Origin of the sequence: Sphaerisporangium rubeum, from assembly GCF_014207705.1 — a bacterium.
Lineage (GTDB): Bacteria > Actinomycetota > Actinomycetes > Streptosporangiales > Streptosporangiaceae > Sphaerisporangium > Sphaerisporangium rubeum.
This window is the reverse complement of sequence record NZ_JACHIU010000001.1, coordinates 1644752-1664611: the sequence shown is the minus strand read 5'-3', so window position 1 is coordinate 1664611 and position 19860 is coordinate 1644752. Positions and strand designations below refer to the sequence as shown.

The 19860-nt window shown below is 69.4% G+C and carries 15 protein-coding genes; 8 read left to right on the top strand and 7 right to left on the bottom strand.

Going from position 1 to position 19860, the window contains the following annotated elements:
* The first annotated feature begins 4 nt into the window (after window positions 1-4).
* The gene (locus BJ992_RS07190) at window positions 5-1465 is read left to right on the top strand and encodes an LCP family protein (protein WP_184979141.1); all 1461 of its coding nucleotides are present in this window, start codon (window positions 5-7) and stop codon (window positions 1463-1465) included.
* 2 nt (window positions 1466-1467) lie between these two features.
* Here the strand turns inward: BJ992_RS07190 and BJ992_RS07185 are convergent, their stop codons facing one another.
* Window positions 1468-2298, bottom strand: a complete 831-nt coding sequence (locus BJ992_RS07185; protein ID WP_184979140.1) for a phosphoribosylaminoimidazolesuccinocarboxamide synthase — start codon at window positions 2296-2298, stop codon at window positions 1468-1470.
* Window positions 2299-2527: 229 nt separating this feature from the next.
* On the opposite strand from BJ992_RS07185, the gene BJ992_RS07180 reads away from it, so the two are divergent.
* Window positions 2528-3397, top strand: a complete 870-nt coding sequence (locus BJ992_RS07180; protein WP_184979139.1) for an SAM-dependent methyltransferase — start codon at window positions 2528-2530, stop codon at window positions 3395-3397.
* Between the two features lie 16 nt (window positions 3398-3413).
* On the opposite strand, the gene BJ992_RS07175 is transcribed toward BJ992_RS07180, so the two are convergent.
* Entirely contained in the window at window positions 3414-6224 is a 2811-nt protein-coding gene (locus BJ992_RS07175) for a BTAD domain-containing putative transcriptional regulator (RefSeq protein WP_221474716.1), read from the bottom strand.
* A 126-nt stretch (window positions 6225-6350) separates the two neighbouring features.
* Here BJ992_RS07175 and BJ992_RS07170 point away from each other — a divergent pair, with 126 nt between their 5' ends.
* Both BJ992_RS07170 and BJ992_RS07165 read left to right on the top strand, forming a co-directional pair.
* The gene (locus BJ992_RS07170; protein ID WP_184979138.1) at window positions 6351-7565 is read left to right on the top strand and encodes a chymotrypsin family serine protease; all 1215 of its coding nucleotides are present in this window, start codon (window positions 6351-6353) and stop codon (window positions 7563-7565) included.
* Window positions 7566-7816: 251 nt separating this feature from the next.
* A complete protein-coding gene (locus BJ992_RS07165; RefSeq protein ID WP_184979137.1) occupies window positions 7817-8296 on the top strand; it encodes an Hsp20/alpha crystallin family protein in 480 nt (159 codons plus the stop codon).
* A 51-nt stretch (window positions 8297-8347) separates the two neighbouring features.
* Here BJ992_RS07165 and BJ992_RS07160 read toward each other — a convergent pair whose 3' ends face one another.
* Window positions 8348-9739: a pectinesterase family protein gene (locus BJ992_RS07160; protein ID WP_221474715.1), complete on the bottom strand. Its 1392-nt coding sequence runs from the start codon at window positions 9737-9739 to the stop codon at window positions 8348-8350.
* A 290-nt stretch (window positions 9740-10029) separates the two neighbouring features.
* Here BJ992_RS07160 and BJ992_RS07155 point away from each other — a divergent pair, with 290 nt between their 5' ends.
* The 3 genes from BJ992_RS07155 to BJ992_RS07145 all read left to right on the top strand — a co-directional run bounded on the left by BJ992_RS07155 (window position 10030) and on the right by BJ992_RS07145 (window position 12679).
* Window positions 10030-10719, top strand: a complete 690-nt coding sequence (locus BJ992_RS07155) for a VanZ family protein (RefSeq protein WP_184979136.1) — start codon at window positions 10030-10032, stop codon at window positions 10717-10719.
* A 169-nt stretch (window positions 10720-10888) separates the two neighbouring features.
* The gene (locus tag BJ992_RS07150) at window positions 10889-12019 is read left to right on the top strand and encodes a sensor histidine kinase (RefSeq protein WP_221474714.1); all 1131 of its coding nucleotides are present in this window, start codon (window positions 10889-10891) and stop codon (window positions 12017-12019) included.
* Between the two features lie 129 nt (window positions 12020-12148).
* Window positions 12149-12679 (top strand): RICIN domain-containing protein, encoded by a 531-nt coding sequence (locus tag BJ992_RS07145; RefSeq protein WP_184979135.1) that lies wholly within the window; start codon window positions 12149-12151, stop codon window positions 12677-12679.
* Between the two features lie 65 nt (window positions 12680-12744).
* On the opposite strand, the gene BJ992_RS07140 is transcribed toward BJ992_RS07145, so the two are convergent.
* From BJ992_RS07140 to BJ992_RS07125, 4 genes are all read right to left on the bottom strand, one after another.
* Window positions 12745-13521, bottom strand: coding sequence for an enoyl-CoA hydratase-related protein (locus tag BJ992_RS07140; protein ID WP_184979134.1), 777 nt, complete (start codon window positions 13519-13521; stop codon window positions 12745-12747).
* Window positions 13522-13531: 10 nt separating this feature from the next.
* Window positions 13532-14866: a ferredoxin reductase domain-containing protein gene (locus BJ992_RS07135; protein ID WP_184979133.1), complete on the bottom strand. Its 1335-nt coding sequence runs from the start codon at window positions 14864-14866 to the stop codon at window positions 13532-13534.
* Window positions 14863-16467, bottom strand: a complete 1605-nt coding sequence (locus BJ992_RS07130) for an amino acid adenylation domain-containing protein (protein ID WP_184979132.1) — start codon at window positions 16465-16467, stop codon at window positions 14863-14865. Before BJ992_RS07130 ends, BJ992_RS07135 begins: the two co-directional genes overlap by 4 nt.
* 643 nt (window positions 16468-17110) lie before the next feature.
* Entirely contained in the window at window positions 17111-18274 is a 1164-nt protein-coding gene (locus BJ992_RS07125) for an acyl-CoA dehydrogenase family protein (protein ID WP_184979131.1), read from the bottom strand.
* 173 nt (window positions 18275-18447) lie between these two features.
* On the opposite strand from BJ992_RS07125, the gene BJ992_RS07120 reads away from it, so the two are divergent.
* The gene (locus tag BJ992_RS07120; protein WP_184979130.1) at window positions 18448-19767 is read left to right on the top strand and encodes a nucleotide sugar dehydrogenase; all 1320 of its coding nucleotides are present in this window, start codon (window positions 18448-18450) and stop codon (window positions 19765-19767) included.
* Window positions 19768-19860 lie beyond the last annotated feature (93 nt).

Below are 19860 nucleotides of genomic sequence, written 5' to 3'. Positions count from 1 at the left end.
CTCGATGAGTGAGGACGACTCCGGCGTCCGGGTGGGTGGGGACGCCTACGGTGGCGTCCGCCTGCCGGAACACCGCGCCAGGCGCTCGAGGTCCGGAGCGCGTGCCGTGCTGCTCTGCGCCGCGCTGTCCTGCGCGGTGCTCGCGGGCTCGGGGGTGTCGTGGTTCCTGTCGTCGTACGCCGCGGGGCAGATCAAGTCGGTGGACGCGGGGACCACCGGCTCGGACGCGCGTGGCGCGCTCAACATCCTGGTCGTCGGCGTGGACAAGCGGGACGACCTCACCCGGCGTCAGCAGAACATGCTCCACCTCGGCCGTGAGGTGGGCCAGCGCAGCGACACCATCATGCTGGTCCGTCTGTCGGAGGACCACTCCAAGGTCACGGTGGTGAGCCTGCCGCGCGACAGCTGGGTGGACATCCCCGGCAAGGGCCAGCACAAGATCAACTCGGCGTACAGCCTCGGCGGGGCCCCGCTGGCCGTGCGCACGGTGCGCAACCTCACCGGGCTCACCATCCACCACTACGTCGAGGTCAACGTCCTCGGCTTCATCAACGTCGTCGACGCCATCGGCGGCGTCGAGGTCTGCACCCCCGTGCCGATCAACGACGAGAAGACCAAGTTCCGCCTCGAACCCGGCACCTACGAGCTGGACGGCATCAAGGCCCTGTTCTACGCGCGCACCCGCGCCACCGCGCGGTCCGACCTCGACCGCATCGACCGCCAGCAGCAGGTCATGTCGGCCCTGCTGGCGCGGGCCCTCAGCGGCGGCACCCTCGCCAACCCGGCCAAGCTCACGGCGCTCGTGGGGTCCACTTTGCAGACCCTGACCGTCGACAAGGCCCTCGCCAAGGACCTGCTCGGGCTGGCCGACCAACTCAAGGACGTCTCCACCGACGACGTGACGTTCGCCACCGTCCCCCTGGCCGACGTGGACTACCGCACCTCGACCGGCGAGTCCGCGGTGCTGTGGGACAAGGCCGCCGCCGGTGACATGTTCCGCCGCATCGCCGCCGACGAACCCCTGGTGAAGCCCCCGCCGACCGTCAAGACCTCCACCACGCCGAAACCCAGCGCCTCCCCCGGGCTCACCGTGCCGCCGTCGCGCATCGCCGTCCGCGTGGTGAACGGCACCGCCGTCACCGGCCTCGGCGCGCGCGCCAAGGCCGACCTGCTGGCAGCCGGCTTCCAGGTGCCGGCCCCTCCCGGGGACACCAGCCGCCGCACGTACGAGAGCACCGTGGTGCGCTACCCCGCCGGCCGTGAGGACTCGGCCCGCACGGTCGCCGCCGCCATCCCCGGCGCCGAGCTGCGGCAGGCCGAGGTTCCCGGCCTGGAGGTCATCGTCGGCAGGTCCTACGACGGGGTCAAGAAGGTCACCGTGAAGGAGACCTCCCCGTCGGCCGGCCCTTCGCCGTCGAGCACGCCGGTCGCGCGCACGGCCACGCAGAACATCTGCAAGAAGTAGAGCTACCAGGTCTCGCCGGTGATGCGCTCGTACGCCTCGATGTAGCGCGCGCGGGTCGCCTCCACGACGTCGGCGGGGATCTCCGGGCCCGGTTCCTTCTTGTCCCAGCCGGTCCCGGCGGCCCAGTCGCGGACGAACTGCTTGTCGAAGGCGTGCTGCGGCCGGCCCGGCTCCCACTCGTCGGCGGGCCAGAACCGGGAGGAGTCGGAGGTCAGCACCTCGTCGGCGAGCACCAGTGTGCCGTCCGGGGCCCGGCCGAACTCCAGCTTGGTGTCCGCGATGATCACACCGCGGGACGCCGCGAGGTCCGCGCCGCGCCGGTACACCTCCAGCGTGATCCGGCGCAGCTCGGCGGCGGTCTCCTCACCCTGGCCCGCCGTGACGTCGTCGATGGTGATGAACTCGTCGTGCTGGCCGAGCGGCGCCTTGGTGGTCGGGGTGAAGATCGGCTCAGGCAGCCTGGACCCCTCGACCAGGCCCGGCGGCAGGCCGATGCCGGAGACCGCGCCGCTCGCCTGGTACTCACGCAGACCGAGCCCGGCGAGGTAGCCGCGCGCGATGCACTCCACAGGCACCATGTCGAGCCTGCGGCACCGCACGGCCCGGCCGGCGAACTCCGGCGGCACGTCGGTCGCGGAGATCACATGGTTCGGCACGATGTCACCGAGCCGTTCGAACCACCACAGCGACAGACGGGTCAGCACCTTGCCCTTGTCGGGGATCGGGGTCGGCAGCACCACGTCGTACACCGAGATCCGGTCGGAGGCGACGAGGACGATGTCCCCACGGTCCTCGTAGACCTCGCGGACCTTCCCCGAATGCAGCAGCTTCACCCGTGACCCCCAGCTCGACCGACCACCCGGGTGCTCCCGGCCGGACCCAAGGCTACCGCCGCGCCGCCGTCCCGCCGTGCCCCGGCCCCGGCGCGTCCGGCCCGGCGAAATCCCGTCACTTCTTAGTTACATCCGACACGACCTTTCACGAAGTGGGGTCCCGTCCCGAGCGCTATGCTTCCGGCCTGATCGACACCGAAACGGGCCCGATCCAGGACAGGTGCGGGACATGCGCGAGCACCACAACCTCACGGCGAGAAACATCCCGCCGGGGGTCGACACGTCGGTACCCAACGTCGCCCGCGTGTACGACTACATGCTCGGCGGCACGTTCAACTTCCCCGCCGACCGCCACCTCGCGGAGCTGGCGCTCCAGATCGCCCCCGACGCACCCGCCATGGCCCAGGCGCACCGCGCGTTCCTGCGGCGCGTGGTGCGCCACCTGGCCGCCGGCGGCGTCCGCCAGTTCCTCGACATCGGCTCCGGCCTCCCCACGCAGGGCAACACCCACGAGATCGCCGAACAAGCCGCGCCGGGAGCCCGCACCGTGTACGTCGACATCGACCCTGTGGTCGTCGCGCACACCCGCGAACTGCTGGAGTCCAGCGACACCGCCACCATCGTCCAGGCGGACATCCGCGACCCCGCCGGCATCCTTACGCACGAACGCTTACGCGGCCACCTGGACCTCTCCCAGCCCGTCGCCCTCCTGATGTGCGCGATCCTGCACCACCTGCACGACCACGAGTCCCCCGCCGCCGTGGCCCACCACCTCGTCTCCGCCCTCCCACCCGGCAGCCACGTCGTCATCTCCCACTTCCACAACCCCGGCCCGGCCCTCCCCGACGTGGCCGTCCAGGCCGCGGAAGCCGAGAAACTCTTCAACGAACGACTCGGCACCGGCCGCTGGCGCACCCGCGACGAGATCCTCACCTACTTCACCGGCACCACCCTGCAGGACCCCGGCCTCGTCTACCTCCCCGACTGGCGTCCCGACCCCGACGACTACCACTTCCGCGGCACCCGCTACTACGGCGACTACGCCTACAAGAGCCTCACCTACCATTCATGGCTCGCCGGCGTCGGCCGCAAGGACTGAACCGGCCCCGGCGATCTCAGGTACTCGGACGCGACGCCGCCAACCTGGCCCGGACCTCCTCGCCGCCGGGATGGCCGAGATCGCTCAGGATGCCGAGAGCCCTTCCCCACGCGGCACGGGCCGAGCGGAGGTCGCCTGCGGCCTCGTAGGTGTCACCGAGGTGGGTGAGGACTCCGGCCTCCCAGTAGCGGTCGCCGAGCCGGCGAAGGTGGTTCAGTGCGTGCTCGTAGCAGGCGATCGCCTCGGTGTGGTGTCCGAGGTGGTGGTGAGCGTAACCGAGCCGGTCCCAGCTCTCCCCCTGCCCGTGGGGGTCGCCGATCGTCTCGAACAGGGCCAGTGCCTGTTCGCAGTGCACGAGAGCCTCATGGTGTTCGTCGAGTTCGGCGTGCACCCAGCCGACGGTGTTGAGCGCGAGCGCCTGCCCGTGCGCGTGATCGGCCGCCCGGAACAGCACCAGGCACCGCCGCGCGTGCTCAAGGGCTTCACGGTGACGGTCCTGGCGTCCGAGCAGCACGGCGAGGCTGTAGTGCGTCTGCCCCTGTCCGGGGAGTTCACCGGCCTGGTGGTAAAGGGCGAGAGCCTGATCGAGATGGACGTGTGCCTCGTCGAAGCGGCCCATCTGGATGTAGGCATGGCCGATCTGCTGGTGGCCGCCGGCCTCGGTGGCGGGCTCACCCGAACGGCGTCCGGTGGTCACCGCGGCACGCTGAGTGGCGATCCAGTCGTGCCAGTGGCCTCGCCGGTCGAGATAGTCGGTCAGGGTCCAGGCCAGTTGCCAAGCGTGGGTGTCGAAACCGGCGCTCACCGCCTGTTCGACGGCGCCGAGCAGCACAGCGTGCTCGGCGCCGTACCACCGCAGCGCGTGTTCGTGGTCGAGGAGGATCTCGGGGACGACGCCTGGAGCGGCTTCCGGCAAGGTGATCGGATCTCGGCACGCGTGCAGGTGCAGCGCCGCCGCGTATCCGGTTCGCAGGTAGTGGTCCAGCACGCGGCGGATCGCGTCACCGCGGAACGCGCCGGGGTCGGTGCGCCGCGCCTTCTCCGCGGCGTAGGCGCGCAGCAGGTCGTGCAGGGTGTACCGGCCGGGAAGTCGCTCAATGATCATGTGCGTCCTGGCGAGTTCGGCGAGCACGGATCGGACCTCGGGCAGCGGCGACCCCGCGAGGCTGGCCGCCGCCGCGGCCGAGATGTCAGGCCCGTGGTGCAGCCCGAGGAGCCGGAAAAGGCGCGCGGCCTCCGGGGTGAGGGTGCGGTACGACCAGGAGAACACCGCTCGCACATCGACGGCCGGATCATCGCTGGTGAGGACGTCCAACCGGTCGTGCGCCGCTCGCAGCTCGGCGGCCAGAGCGTGCAGGGGGAAACGCGGATGGGTGGCGGCCCGCGCGACCACGATCGCCAGTGCGAGGGGTAATCGGTCACACCGTTCGATGATCTCCCCGGCCGCGTCCGGTTCGGCCGCGACACGGCCGGACCCAAGCCGCCGGTCGAGCAGTTCCCGCGCTTCGCCGGGGGAGAGCGCGCCGAGGACGAGCGGCACGGAACCGGTGGCGACCAGGCCGGAGAGCTGGTTGCGGCTGGTCACCACGACCATGCATCCAGGAGTGCCCGGAAGAAGCGGGCCGACGTGGTCGGAGTCGCGTGCGTTGTCGAGCACGATGAGCATGCGGCGGCCGGCCAGCATGCTCCGATAGAGAGCGGCCTGCGCGGCCAGGCCGGACGGTACCCGCTGCGGTGTGACATGGAGTGCGTCGAGGAAACCGCGTACCGCTTCGGCAGGATCCATCGCCCCCTCGGGAGCGAACCCGCGCAGGTTCACGTAGAGCTGCCCATCGGGAAAACGGTCACGGACCCGATGGGCCCAGTGCACGGCCAGCGCGGTCTTCCCCACCCCCGCCGTGCCGGTCAGCGCGCTGACGACCACGGCGGTGGCGTGGTGTCGCGATTGTTCGGCGAGGTCGTCCAGCCTCGACAGTTCGTCGCCGCGGCCGCAGAAGTCGCGTACGTCGATCGGCAACTGCGCCGGCACGACAGCGGGCACGGAAGGCTGCCAGGTCACCGGACGCGTGCCGGAGTCGAGGTCGCCGCGAAGGATCCCCTGGTGCGTCCGGCGGAGAACCGCCCCCGGTTCGGCACCCAGTTCGTCGACCAGCCGCCGCCGGGTGGCCCCGTACAGATCGAGCGCCTCCACCGGCCGTCCCACCGCGTACAGCGCACGCATCAGGACCGCGATCAGCGGTTCGAGAAGGGGATCCCGACGGGCCGACTCGGTGAGCGGGCCGATCACGGCGGCGGCGTCACCGGCGAGCAGTTCGGCGTCGGCCCACGACACGACGGCGTCCAGGTGCTCTCGGTGCAGGTCCTGACGCGTCCGTTCGACCCAGTTCCCGGTCAGTCCGCCGAGCGCGTCACCCCGCCAGAGCTCCAGTGCGTCGCGCAGCAGCCGCAAACGCTCGGTCGGTGCCGCTTGGCGCGCCTGCCGGAGCCGCAGCCGGAACAGGTGGAGATCGACCCGCTCGGGCTCGACGCCGAGAAGATATCCATCCGAGCGGCGCGCCAGCGGCGCGTCGGGCCCGCCAAGTGCGCCGGCTTGTTCAAGCGTCCTGCGAAGTCTGGTGACGTGCGCCTGCAGCGCTCGGCGCGCACGCTCGGGGGGGCCATCGCTCCAGACGCGCGAGATCAGGGTCTCGACGGTGACCTGACGGCCGGCGTCCACCATCAGCGCCGCCAGCACCGTGCACCGCTGCGGCGGCCCTACCGCGATCCTCACCCCGGACGCCACCACCTCCACCGGGCCCAGCAGCCGAAAGTGCACGCCGATCGCCACGCTCCGCTCCACATTCACCACTGTGAACCTGTCACTACATGGTGCGACAACATGCCGACAACTTTCTGCCTGCCGCGCGGATCCAGCATGAGAGCCCGGCTCAATCGCCCGACGACGGGAGCAGCTATGACAGAACGCACAGCCGGACGCGCCGACCGTGCCCGCCGGAGTCTCCTGGTACTGCTCGCCGCCGTGACGGCGGCCTCTCTGACCTCGGGGACCGCGTCCGCCGGCCCCAAGCCCGTCCCGGCCCCGTCCACCTCCGTCGACGACGGCACGCTCGCCGCGATGGAGGCGCAGCAGCCGCTCACGGAAGCCGCTGATCTCATCCGGTGGAGCGTCGAGCGCACCAAGGCCGGCGGCTACGCCGGCATCGAGCTCGGCGACGGCGAGGTCGTGGTCTGGTGGAAGGGCACCCTCCCTGCGGCCGTCCAGGAAGCCGTCACCGAGGCCCGCCGCGGCGCGCGGGTTCGTGTGGCCCCCGCCGTCCACTCCCGCGCCGAGCTGGAGAAAGCGGCCCGCCGCGTGGCGGACTACGTGCGCACACATCCCCGTTCCCCGTACCACAGCGTGATCATCGCTCACGACGGCAGCGGGCTCGTGGTGAAGGCCGAGCAGGCGGGACTCCCGCCGGCACCCCTGCCCGCCGATGCCAGGCCGCCGGCGGAGATCTCGGTCTCCGTCGTCCCGCAGGAACGTCCGCGGCTCGCCGGCCGGCTCAACGACACCGCCCCCTTCTGGGGTGGCGGCCGCATCAACAACAACGACAACAACTCCATATGCACCGCGGGCTTCCCCGTGATCAGGTGGGACTCGGCGTTCATGTTGACCGCAGGACACTGCGGCCGGCCCGGCGGAAGCTGGAACAACGGCGACGACAGCCGCTTCGTCGGCACCGGGGCCTATGAGCACGTGTCCCACGACCTCCTGCTGATCGCGGCTCCGGTCCACGGCCGCATCTGGGACGGGGGTGTGGGTGTCGGCGAATTCACCAAGCGCCTCCTCGGCTGGGGCTGGGTCTCGACCGGTGAACGGCTCTGCGCGTCCGGCTCGGTGACCGGAGCGCGATGCGGCTTCGTGGTCAACGGCGACACCTACGCGATGTGCGCACGTGACGTGTACGGCAACAGCGAGTGCTACTACGACCTCATCGCGGCCGACCACGACCAGTGGGCGTCCGCCGGCACCGCGGGCGACAGCGGTGGCCCGGTCTTCGGCCTCTGGGGCTCCGACGGTGTCATCGCCAAGGGAACCATCACGGCGACGATCGGCCGCACCCTCGTCTTCCAGGACTTCGGCACCGCGTGGCTGGACTTCAACATCGAGACGTTCAACGGCTGACCCGGCTTCCCTTCGTCACGACCGGACGCACGAGCGGCGGGTACGGTTCTCGTCGGCAGCGGGACGGTCTGGCCGCGTTCGACGTGCGCACCCGGGACCAGTGGAGCGGTATCGCCATATCTGTCGCTGTGTGACCGAGTCGTCACACGGGTATCTGCTCATCGCAGGCGCGGGGGACGCCTGATCCGGTCGTTCGGGGACGACAAGGGGATGTCATGTCATTGCCCATGAGACGTGGTAGGGCTCACCAGATGCACACGATCGAACCGGCGGCGATGCTCCGCCGGGACCCGTTCGCCGACGTGCAGGAACTTCTGCGCAGGATCGGGTGGATGATCCCGCCGGCCGGCGAGGCCGAGGCGGAGCGGCCGTGGATGCCGGTCGCCGAGACCGACGAGTCCGGGGACGCGTACACGATCAAGCTGGAGCTGCCAGGCGTGTCGGCGGAGGACATCGAGATCGGCATCACCGACCGGGACCTGTGCATCAACGGCGAGGTCCGCGAGGAGGAGGAAGGCGCCACCGCGCTCCGTATGCGCATGGGCCGCCTCCACTACCACACCACCCTCCCCTCCGACGTGGACGACGACAAGGTCGAGGCATCCCTGCACGACGGCGTCCTCACCGTGCGCGTCCCCAAGGCCGCGCAGGGCCGCACGCGCCGGATCGAGGTGTCCGGCAACCACGGCAAGGAGCAGCAGAAACGTCCCCGGCAGGAGGGGAGGCACTGACACGACGCGGCCTCCCGGCGCCTGCGTCGCGAACGGGACGCCGCGTCCTGCTCAGCCGACGGGGTTCCAGCCGTCGGAACCGGCCAGGTACCTCTGCGGGGTGTAGTTCGCGGCCTGGGAGTCGCTCAACTGGGGGCGGTTGCCGTTCACGCCGGCGCCGGCGCCGGTGTTCCGGTACTCCAGGAAGCGCGCGTTCTGCCAGGCGTTGCCGGACATGTCGGTCCATGGTTGCGATGTCTTGATCGTCGAGCTGAGGGTGGACTCGCGGTACAGCACCTGAGCGGCCGGGCCCCAGGGCCGGCCGAGTGTGGTGGTGTTCGCGGTGGCACCGGTGATACGCGACCGGTAGATCAGCAGGCCGTACGTCCTGCTCGCGGGGGTGCGGGCCGCGGTGATCGGCGCGCCTGTGCTGCGCTTCTCGTAGATGTCGCAGTTGTCGAACACCCCGATGCCGCCGCCGAAGATGAAGTCGACGGTGCCTTCGACGTAGGAGTTCTTCACGTAGGCGCGGCCGGAGTCGTTGACCAGCAGCGTGTCCTGGTCGCCGAGGAGACGCACGCCGTTCAGTGTGGTGCGGTCGCCGTCCAGGCGCAGCGCCACGGCCTGCTGGTCGACGCCGCTGGAGTTCTCCACGAAGTCGTTGGAGATCGTCAGGTTCGTCGCCGTGACGTCGCGGGCCGAGACGAGCACGCTGTAGCTGGCGAACGTGCCGCCGTTCCCCGCCGACCGGTTGTTCACGATGACCGTCTGCGCCGCCGACGTCCCAAGACCCTGCAAGGTGACGTAGGGCTTGTTGACCACGACGACCTCACGGTAGGTCCCCGGCTTGATCGTGATCACCACGCGACTCGTGTTGGTGGACGGCACCGCGTCGATCGCCGCCTGCACCGTGCGGTACCTGCCGGTGCCGTCAGCGGCCACGGTCGGCTGCCCCGAAGTCGGCGTGGGGGTCGGAGTCGGAGTGGGGGTCGGAGTGGGGGTCGGAGTCGGAGTCGGCGTCGCGCTCGGAGTGGTGACCGAGCCCGTGCACGTGACCCCGTTCAGGGTGAACGACGAAGGCACCGGGTTGGACCCGCTCCAGCTCCCGTTGAACCCGATGGCCGTGCTCGCCCCCGTGCCGAGATCTCCGTTGTACGACACATTGGTCGCCGTGACCGTCGCACCGCTCTGCGCGAACGTGGCGTTCCACCCCTGCGTGACGGCCTGCCCCGCACCGAACACCCAGCTCAACCGCCACCCGGAGATCGGGTCCCCCAGGTTGGTGATCGCCACATCCGCCCCGAACCCGCCTCCCCACTGCGACGTGACGGTGTACACCACCCGGCACCCACCGGCCGCCGAGGCCGAAGGAGCGTTCGCGACGGCCAGAGACGCCACCCCCAGCGCGGCCACCCCCGCCATCACCCGCCGCACACCGATCACACGCCGCCGACGCCGCGCCACGAGCGCAAGCCCGCCTTCTGAAGTCCCCACAGGCGATGGCCTTTCGATCTCGGCTCCCAGAGCCCGTCCATCGTCCGGCGATCGACGGCGCACAGAAAGGCCTCCACGACCGTCCCTCACAGCTCCGCAGCTCAGACAGTGCGTTCCACGAGGACATCCGTGAAACTTGCACCTCCTTTCGGCATGACCTACAGGCCGCTGACGTCGCCGCGCGACTCGCACCCCACATATCGCCGGCATATCGAAAACCCCATACGCCACCGCAACGGCTCACCTTCTCCAATGGAGGGATGAACCTGTCGGCACCACACCGCGCCACGCGTATCGCGCTCGCCGGCCTGGCGGTCCTCGGTATGGCGAGCGCCGCCTACGCCGTACGGCGGCCGCTCATGATGTCCGTTCCGGCCTGCGCGTCCGGCCGGTGGCACGGCTGCCTGGACACCGAGAACGGTGTGGTGCTCATGACGGCGGCCGCGCTCCCGCTGGCCGCTCTGCTGGTAGGGGCCCTGACGCTCCTGCGCCGCGCCGCCGGCGTCACCTCACCGCTGCGGAGGTCGCTGGCCGAGGTCGGCATGGTCTACGGCACTGCGCCGTTCGTGTGGATGACCCTGATGCCGGGCCTCGGAGCCGGCGTCGTCACCGGCCGGGTGAGCCTGGTCCCGCTGCGGGACCTGGCCACGATGGGGCCGATCGGCATCGGCGGCAACCTGCTGGTCTTCGCGGCGCTGGGATTCTTCGCTCCACTGCGCTTCCCGGCACTGGCGTCCGTACCACGGATGCTGGCCCTCGGCGCGGGCTTCTCGGCCGTGATCGAAACCCTGCAGTACGTCCTGCGCCTGGACCGCGTCTCGTCCGTGGACGACGTCCTGCTCAACGCCACCGGCGCCGCGCTGTTCGCTCTGGCGTCGCGCCGCTGGTGGCACACCCCGGCACAGGCGCCACCACCCCGGCCCCGCCTGGCGACGGCACCGGCAGACTGAGACACATGCGCGTACCGACAGCGGGGATCAAGCCCCGTCCGGCCGAAACCCTCCGTGACGCGACACCGGCCACCGGACCGGCATCGACACAGGCACAGGCACAGGCGGCATCGACCCCAGACCCGGCACCGACACAGGCGCGGTCCCCCGGCCGGCCCTGGCGGCACGCATGACCGGGCCGCCGGTGAACAGGCCACCAGGAGTCAGCACCCGGCTGAAACTCACCCTCAGCTATGCCGGATTCCTCCTGCTCGCCGGCGCTCTCCTCCTGGCCGTCGTATGGGTCTTCCTGCTGCGCTACGTACCCGACAGCACGATCACCCCCGGCCCGGGAAGCCACCGTTTCGGCGGCCCGGCCCCCCCGTTCATCCCCAACCGCACCGACCTCCAGCGTGCCTTCGTCCCCCGCGCGGCCCAGGCACTGACCTTCCTGCTGGCGTTCGGCCTGCTAGGCGGCTGGATCCTCGCCGGCCGCATGCTGGCGCCGCTGACTCAGATCACGAACGCGGCCCGCACGACCGCCAACGGCTCGCTGTCCCACCGCATCCGCATGAAAGGCCACCAGGACGAGTTCCGTGAACTCTCCGACACGTTCGACTCGATGCTCGAACGCCTGGAGTCCCACGTGGCCGAGCAGCGAAGATTCGCCGCCAACGCCTCCCACGAACTGCGCACCCCCCTGGCGATCTCTCAGGCCCTCCTGGAAGTTGCACGTAAGGACCCCACCCGCGACCGCGACGAACTCATCGACCGCCTGCACACCGTCAACCAGCGCGCCATCGACCTCACCGAGGCTCTTCTCCTCCTCAGCAAAAGCGACCGCGCGAACCTCCCCCGCGACCGCGTCGACCTCTCCCTGATAGCCGAACAAGCCGCGGAAACCCTCCTCCCCCTGGCCGAACGCCGCCGCATAACCCTCACCGTCACCGGCGACCCGGCCGAAACCACCGGCTCCCCCGAACTCCTCGCAAGAATGGCAACAAACCTCATTCAAAACGCCATAGTCCACAACCTCCCCACCAACGGCACCGTGACCGTCCACACCGAAACCCAACCCGACACCAGCGTCCTGATGGTCGAGAACACCGGCCACCCCCTCCCCCCACAACTGATCCCGACCCTCACCGAACCCTTCCAAAGAGGAACCCAACGCACCCGCACCGACGAACACGCCGGCGTCGGCCTGGGCCTCGCCATAGTCCAATCCATCACCCACACCCACAACGGCACCCTCACGTTGACCCCAAGACCCACCGGCGGCCTCCTCGTCACCGTCCGTCTCCCCCGCACTGTCCGGTAGGAGACACAGCCATGGAAAGGGACGGAGATCAGGCCGATAATCCACGCGTACGGTGAAGCAGAACCCTCCGTCTCACCGCACCTCCGAGGCACCTGAACACGTCATGCCGACACCATCGAAAGGCCGGAGATGCGTCCGTCGAAACGTGCCGCGGCGGTGTTCTCCGCCGCAGCCCTGTTAACCCTCACCACCTCACCCGCCGACGCCGCCACGACCTTCACCTTCAGCAACCTGCACAGCGGCAAGTGCCTGGAGGTCGCCTACTCCAGCACCGCCGACCTCGCGGCCGTCGACCAGTACACCTGCCACACCGGCAACAACCAGAAGTGGTACATCCAGCCGGCCGGCGCAGGGTGGCAGACCCTCGTCAACGTCAACAGCGGAAAGTGCCTGGACGTACTCGGCTGGAGCACCGCCGAATTCGCGACCGTCACCCAGTACACCTGTCACGGCGGAGCCAACCAGAAATGGCGCCTCGACCAGGTCCCGGCCGGCCCGGGCCAGCCGAACAACAGAATGATGCTGCGCAACCAGAACAGCGACAAGTGCCTGGAGATCCTCGACTACAGCACCGCCGACTTCGGGGAGGCGGTCCAGTACAGCTGCTACCAGGGTGCCAACCAGGTATGGGTGTCGCCGCAGTGGTACTGGCCCACCTGATTTCGCACGGCCAAAGCTCCGTCATGGCGGACTCCGCAGGGACAGGCGACCCGCGTGCCGTCGCCTCACTCGTCGAGAGACAGGTCGTTGAAGGACGGAGCGCGCTTGTCGAGGAAGGCGCGCATGCCCTCCGACTGGTCCGGGCCGGCGAACAGAGCGTGGAAGACGCGTCGTTCGAAGAGCACACCCTCGCGGAGAGAGGTCTCGTCGGCGCGGTTCACCGCCTCTCTGGCGGCCACGATCGCCGGCTTGCTGAACGAGGCGATCGTGCCGGCGATCTCCACCGCCTCCTCCATCAGGCGGCCGGCGGGGACCACCCGGGAGACCAGGCCGGCGCGCTCGGCCTCGTCGGAGCCGAGGGTGCGGCCGGTGAGGATGAGGTCCATGGCCTTGGCGCGGCCGATCAGGCGGGTGAGGCGCTGGGTGCCGCCGATGCCGGGGATCACGCCGAGCCGGATCTCGGGCTGGCCGAAGGTGGCGGTGTCGGCGGCGATGATGAGGTCGCACATCATCGCCAGCTCGCAGCCGCCGCCGAGCGCGTGGCCGGCGACCGCGGCGATCTTCGGGGTGCGCAGCGCGGCGAACTCCTCCCAGCCCGCGAAGAAGTCCTCCTCGGCCAGGTCGGTCGCGGTTCTCGCCGCCATCTCCCTGATGTCGGCGCCGGCGGCGAACGCGCGATCGGAGCCGGTGATCACGAAGCAGCCGACCCCCGGGTCGCGGTCCAGCGGTTTCAGCGCGCCTACCAGGTCTGTCATCAGCTCGGTGTTCAGCGCGTTCAGCACTTCGGGCCGGTGCAGGCGCGCGATGACGACGCGGCCCGCATGTTCGATCTTCACATTCATGGTTGCCTTCTCAGGAGTCCCAGATCGCGCCGTAGGCGGGGATCCCGCGGCGCTCCATGCCGTGCACGACCTGCCAGGTGAGCTGCTTGTTCGAGATGCAGATGACGGCCTCGGCGCCGAAGTCGGCGTACGCGGCGTAGGCCAGCCGGACCATGTCGGGTTTTCCGAGCTTGGCGGTGTCCCACAGGACGGCGTCGGGCTGTACGGCCAGGATCTCGTCGACGAGTTTGTCACCGTAGGTGTCCCGGTGCCGGCGCGCCGACCACACCAGCCGCGAGGGGACCGCGGCCGCCAGGAGGTGGGGGAGGCAGGGCCCGATCCCGCTGCCGGTGGCGACGTACACCACCTTCGTGAACAGGGTCTCGATGTTGGCCACGCCTGCGGTGGTGATGCCTTTGACCCACACATGCGACGGCAGGTCGTCGATGAAGGATCCCGTCCAGTCACCCGCGCGGGAGATCGTGAGCCTGAACCCCGGCCGGCCGGGGGCCGGGACGTTGGCGAAGGAATGCCACTCCAGGAGCGGGTTGCGGCTGACGGTGGTGGACGAGCCCGCGAACGGGGTGACGCCGTGGTCGAAGTGGACGAGCGCCACGTGTGAGGACGGCCGTTCGATGACCACCGGCACCCTGCGCAGCCGTAGCCATGGCAGTGCGATGCTCAACGTGATCACGGCCAGGATCCAGAGGCTCGGCGCCGTGGCCAGGTTCTCCCCCGCGTCCCGCGCGAAGAGCACCGCCTGGATCCAGAAGAGCGCCAGTGCGGTCCAGCCACCGAAGCGGTGCGTGCGTTCGAACAGATCGTGGTACCTGGACCGCAGCGGCGGCGACGCCGTGACCACCATGCCGACGAGCAGCGCCACCAGCGCGTACGAGACCGCGACGGTCCCTGCCGCGGCGCCGCCGAGCCCTCTCGCGGCGTGGTAGGTGAGCCCGCCGACCAGAGCGAGGAACCAGAGCGTCCCGGCCAGGACGCCGCCGATGTGCAGTCCGCCGAAGTGGTAGACCTTGGCCAGCGTCCACCGGACCCGCAGCGGCCAGGTGGTGGGTGCCAGGGTGGCGAGCCTGAACAGCAGGTTGATGACGTACTGCTGGCGGACGACGATGCCCAACGCGAAGTTGACGAGCGCGGCGGAGGACAGGGCACGCAGATCGACGCCGCCGCTCGTCCACCAACCTCCCGAACCCAGGCCGTGCGCGAGCACGACCAGGTTCGCCACGAGCACGAGGGCCGCGAGCCGGTTGTAGTGCATGAGGCGCGGGTGTTTGAGTACGCGCCGCGGGAGCGGGATCAGCCCTGGCAGCTCGATCTCCGCGTCCGCTCGCCGCGCGGCGTCGACCGTCATGACGCCACCTCCGCCACGGCCATCCTGAGCAGAGCATCCTTGTCGATCTTGCCTCGGCTGGTCATCGGCAGCGTCACCATGGGGTGGACGACGGCCGGAACGCAGTAGTAGGGAAGCGCGTCGGCCACCGCTCTCCTGGCCGCCTCCTGGTCCAGATGAGCCGGCGCGACGAACGACACCAGCGTCCGGTCGTCGAGTTTGAGCGTCACCGCACGAGTGCATCCCGGCATGGACTCCAGTACGGCCGAGACCGAGTCCAGCTCGACCCGGAAGCCGCGGATCTTGACTTGATCGTCGGTCCGACCGAGATGTTCCAATTCCCCGTCCGGTGTCCAACGGCCGAGATCCCGGGTCCTGAACATCATCCGCCTCCCGCCGAGGAACGGATCCGGCGCGTAGCGTTCGCTGGTCAGCTCGGGATCGCGCAGATATCCAGCCGAGACGCAGTCACCCCCTGCCCACATCTCACCGGTCTCGCCGATCGCGCACGGACGGCGGTTCTCGTCGAGCACGTACACCGTGTTGTTGGGTGTCGGCCGGCCGATGGTGAGCCGGATCGCCGCTCGATCGTGCCGCTGCATCGTGTTGACGATCGTGGTCTCGGTGGGGCCGCACGCGTTGTAGAAGGTGCCGACGCCGGCCCACCGGTCGGCGAGCGCACGAGGACACGGCTCCCCCGCCACGGCCGCGACCCTCACCCGGCAGCGTCCGGGGTCGACCGAGGCCAGGATCGTGGCGGTGGCGATCACCACATCGACGTTCTCCACGGTCTCCGCGATGTCCTTGCCGCGGATGACCAGCGTGGCGCCGTGGCTGAGCGCGCCGAGGATCTCCCAGGCCGCCATGTCGAACCCGATGTTGAGAATCTGCCCGACCCGCAGGCCCGGCCGCATACCGAGGTCGCCAGGCTCGGTGAGCAGGATGTTGCAGACGTTGCGATGCGTGACCGTGACCCCGTTGGGCCTCCCCGTGGTACCCGAGGTGAACAGCACATAGCAGCCGCCGTCCGGATCGACGACCCCCTCGGCCTCGAACCTGTCAGGACCGCCGAGGGCCCGCCCCATGACGGTGTCGATCGGGACACACACCTGCCCGCCGGTTGCCGGGATGCGATCCGAGACGTCCGACAGTGTGAGGATCACACGCGTCCCCGCCGTGTCGATGACCTGCCGCAGCAGTGCCTCGGGAGCGATGCCCACGTCCTGCGGCACATACGCCGCGCCTGCCTTGAGCGCGGCCAGCAACCCGGCGACCATGGGGATCCCGCGCCGTACGAAGAGCCCGACGTTGTCCCCCGGCCGGACGCCGTGCCGGACCAGCAGCGCCGCCAGCCGGTTGGCCTGGCGGTCGAGCTCACCGTAGGTGATGGTCTCGCCGAGGTGCTCCGCGGCGACCGCACACGGAGTCGCCGCGACCCATCGCTCGAACGCGCGATGGATGTGCGAATAGGGGACCGCCTGGCTGGAGCCCTGACCGAACTGCTGAAAGAGACGGCGATCCTCAGCTGACAGGCAGTCCAGCAGCGGCGTGGACCAGGGACGCTCGATGACCTGCGGGTATGTCGCCGCACAGTCGTCTGGTGCGTGGCTCAGATCAGTCATTTCCGTTCCTTCGCGGGGAAACAGAGAGCACTCTGACACCAGATGATTGATTTTTAAATCGCCTATAGCAATGGCCCCTCCAATCACAAATGGCCGCAAAATCCCCATACGGCCCGTCCGTAATCAGGAGTCACGAAGGACTCACGCCACACCGACCACACCCCCTTCTCCAACCGCCGCCTGATGAGGCCCGGAACCTCCGAGCCCCACGCGGCAAGGGAAAACACCCACGGACTCTTCCCAGAAGGACTCCCGGCGGGAACGTTCCCGACAGGAAATCACCGCACGTGCACACGGCGTACTCCACCTGCGTTTCTCGAAGATCCCGGCGAAATTCCCCGCCTGGCCTGTGGACGAAAACACGGTAAAGCGCGCGGCGGATCTGAAAGTTTCAGGTCGTCTTGACCATGCGGCACTGAATCCGCCGATTCGGATCGCCTCGCGGTCAGGAGAACGCGCCGAGCCGTCGGTCGCGATGAAGGCACCCATCAGGAATCACGCGGAACCTCCCCACATCCGCCACGGACAGACGGCGCCTGTGCGCCGGACATTCTCGACGCACCGGCGCGCGGCCGGGCCCACAGATGATGAGAACCCGGTCCGGGAGCTTCAACCGGACCGGGTTCTCGCTTGTTCGAGGGACTTACTTGAGGAGCTGGCGGGCCATGACCATGCGCTGGATCTGGTTGGTGCCTTCGTAGATCTGGGTGATCTTGGCGTCGCGCATCATGCGTTCGAGGGGGTAGTCGCGGGTGTAGCCGTAGCCGCCGAGGAGTTGGACGGCGTCGGTGGTTATCTCCATGGCGGCGTCGGAGGCGGCGCATTTGGCGGCGCTGGAGAAGAAGGTGAGGTCGGGGGATCTGGTGCCGTGCATGGCTTGGTCGGACTTGGCGGCGGCGGCGTAGGTGAGTTGGCGGGCTGCCTCCAGTTTCATGGCCATGTCGGCGAGCATGAATTGGAGGCCCTGGAAGTCGGCCAACGGCCTGCCGAACTGTTTGCGTTCCTTCACGTAGTGGATGGCGTGGTCGAGAGCGCCTTGAGCGATGCCTAGGGCCTGAGCGGCGATGGTGATCCTGGTGTGGTCCAGGGTGGCGAGGGCGGTTTTGAAGCCGGTGCCTTCTTCGCCGATCCTGCGGGTGGCGGGGATGTGGACGTTCTCCAGGATGACCTGGCGGGTGGGGGAGCCTTTGATGCCTAGCTTGCGTTCCTTGGGGCCGAAGGAGACGCCTTCGTCGGACTTCTCGACGACGAAGGCGGAGATGCCTCTAGGGCCGGCCGCCGGGTCGGTGACGGCCATGACGGTGTAGTACTCGGAGACGCCGGCGTTGGTGATCCACATCTTGGTGCCGTTGAGTACGTAGTGGTCGCCGTCTCGTACGGCGCGGGTGCGCATGGCGGCGGCGTCGGAGCCGGCTTCGGCTTCCGAGAGCGCGTACGAGAACATGGCTTCGCCGCGGGCCACGGGGGGGAGGTAGCGGCGTTTGAGGTCCTCTGCGGCCGAGAGCAGGAGGGGGACGGTGCCGAGTTTGTTGACGGCGGGGATCAGTGAGGAGGAGGCGCACGCTCTGGCGACCTCTTCGATCACGATCACGGCGGCGAGTGCGTCGGCTCCTGCGCCGTCGTACTCTTCAGGGACGTGCACGGCGTGGAGGTCGGCGGCGACCAGGGCCTTGCAGGCGTCCCAGGGGAACTCGCCGGTCTCGTCGACCTCGGCGGCGTGCGGGGCGATCTTCTCTTCGGCGAGGGCCCTCACGGTCTCGCGCAGCATCTCGTGCTCTTCGGCCGGGGCGTAGAGAGGGAAGCTCATAGCTGAATAGTAGGACGTCCAACAATAGTCTGGCCGCCATGGGGGTACATGGAGGGCAACCCCTGGTGATATGTCCCAGTTTGTCTGTTGGACCAGGCAGGGGGCCGGTAACATGCCTCGGCAACGCAGCGGTAAAGATTGGGTCGATAGCCGAACATGGAAGGAACGCGCTCGTGTCCTATCGCCTGACGGTCATCGGGACCGGTTACCTGGGTGCCACGCACGCGGCGTGCATGGCCGCGCTGGGCTTCGAGGTGCTGGGCCTGGACGTGGACCCGGTGAAGATCGCACGGCTACGTGCCGGTGAGCTGCCCATCTACGAGCCCGGGCTGCAGGACCTCATGCGGCGCGGGCTGGAGTCGGGGCGGCTGCGCTTCACGACCTCCTACGAGGAGATCGCCGAGTTCGGCGACGTTCACTTCGTCTGCGTCGGCACCCCCCAGAAGAAGGGTGAGTACGCCGCGGACGTGTCCTACCTGGACGCCGTCGTGGAGTCGCTCGCGCCGCACCTCACGCGTGAGTGCCTGGTGGTCGGCAAGTCGACGGTGCCGGTCGGCACCGCGCAGCGGCTGGCGGACAAGCTGGCCCGGCTCGCGCCGTCCGGGGCCCTGGTGGAGCTCGCGTGGAACCCCGAGTTCCTGCGTGAGGGGTTCGCCGTCAAGGACACGCTGCACCCCGACCGCATCGTGCTCGGTGTGGTGTCGGACAAGGCGGAGAAGATCATGCGGGAGGTGTACGAGCCGATGCTGCGCGAGGGCACCCCGATGGTCATCACCGACTACCCGACCGCGGAGCTCGTCAAGGTCGCGGCCAACGCGTTCCTCGCCACCAAGATCTCGTTCATCAACGCCATGGCCGAGGTGTGCGAGGCGGCGCACGCCGACGTCAAGGACCTGTCGCTGGCCCTGTCGTTCGACGAGCGCATCGGGGGACGGTTCCTCAACCCGGGGCTCGGGTTCGGCGGCGGCTGCCTGCCGAAGGACATCCGCGCGTTCATGGCGCGCGCCGGGGAGCTCGGCGCCGACCAGGCGCTCACGTTCCTGCGTGAGGTGGACGCCATCAACATGCGGCGGCGCAACCGCATGGTGGACCTGGCACGCGAGCTGACCGGCGGTTCGTTCCGCGGCTGTTCGGTGACGGTGCTCGGCGCGGCGTTCAAGCCGAACTCCGACGACATCCGCGACTCCCCCGCACTGGACGTCGCCGTCAAGATCAGGGAGCAGGGTGGGGACGTCACCGTCTACGACCCGGTGGCCCTGGAGAACGCGCGCCGCGCACACCCGTCGCTGAAGTTCGGCGAGTCCGCCCTCGAGGCGGCGCGCGGCGCTCACGTCGTGCTCCTGCTCACCGAGTGGCAGGAGTTCATCGACCTGGACGCCGAGACCCTGGGGTCGGTCGTCGCGAGCCGCCGCATCGTGGACGGCCGCAACGCGCTGGACGCCGAGACCTGGCGCGCCGCGGGCTGGCACTACCGGGCTCTCGGCCGTCCCTGAAGGGCCGAGCCGGGTGCGCGCACACGTGCGGGCTCCCGGCCGTCCCTGAGCGTCAGGCCGGACCGGGTCGCGTCTGTGTCCGGTATCTGCTGA

Coding starts and splice junctions, on each gene's coding strand:
- BJ992_RS07150 (WP_221474714.1), top strand. CDS start 10,889: ATGACCGGGCCGCCGGTGAACAGGCCACCAGGAGTCAGCACCCGGCTG.
- BJ992_RS07165 (WP_184979137.1), top strand. CDS start 7,817: ATGCACACGATCGAACCGGCGGCGATGCTCCGCCGGGACCCGTTCGCC.
- BJ992_RS07155 (WP_184979136.1), top strand. CDS start 10,030: ATGAACCTGTCGGCACCACACCGCGCCACGCGTATCGCGCTCGCCGGC.
- BJ992_RS07135 (WP_184979133.1), bottom strand. CDS start 14,866: ATGACGGTCGACGCCGCGCGGCGAGCGGACGCGGAGATCGAGCTGCCA.
- BJ992_RS07145 (WP_184979135.1), top strand. CDS start 12,149: ATGCGTCCGTCGAAACGTGCCGCGGCGGTGTTCTCCGCCGCAGCCCTG.
- BJ992_RS07180 (WP_184979139.1), top strand. CDS start 2,528: ATGCGCGAGCACCACAACCTCACGGCGAGAAACATCCCGCCGGGGGTC.
- BJ992_RS07125 (WP_184979131.1), bottom strand. CDS start 18,274: ATGAGCTTCCCTCTCTACGCCCCGGCCGAAGAGCACGAGATGCTGCGC.
- BJ992_RS07140 (WP_184979134.1), bottom strand. CDS start 13,521: ATGAATGTGAAGATCGAACATGCGGGCCGCGTCGTCATCGCGCGCCTG.
- BJ992_RS07170 (WP_184979138.1), top strand. CDS start 6,351: ATGACAGAACGCACAGCCGGACGCGCCGACCGTGCCCGCCGGAGTCTC.
- BJ992_RS07190 (WP_184979141.1), top strand. CDS start 5: ATGAGTGAGGACGACTCCGGCGTCCGGGTGGGTGGGGACGCCTACGGT.
- BJ992_RS07130 (WP_184979132.1), bottom strand. CDS start 16,467: ATGACTGATCTGAGCCACGCACCAGACGACTGTGCGGCGACATACCCG.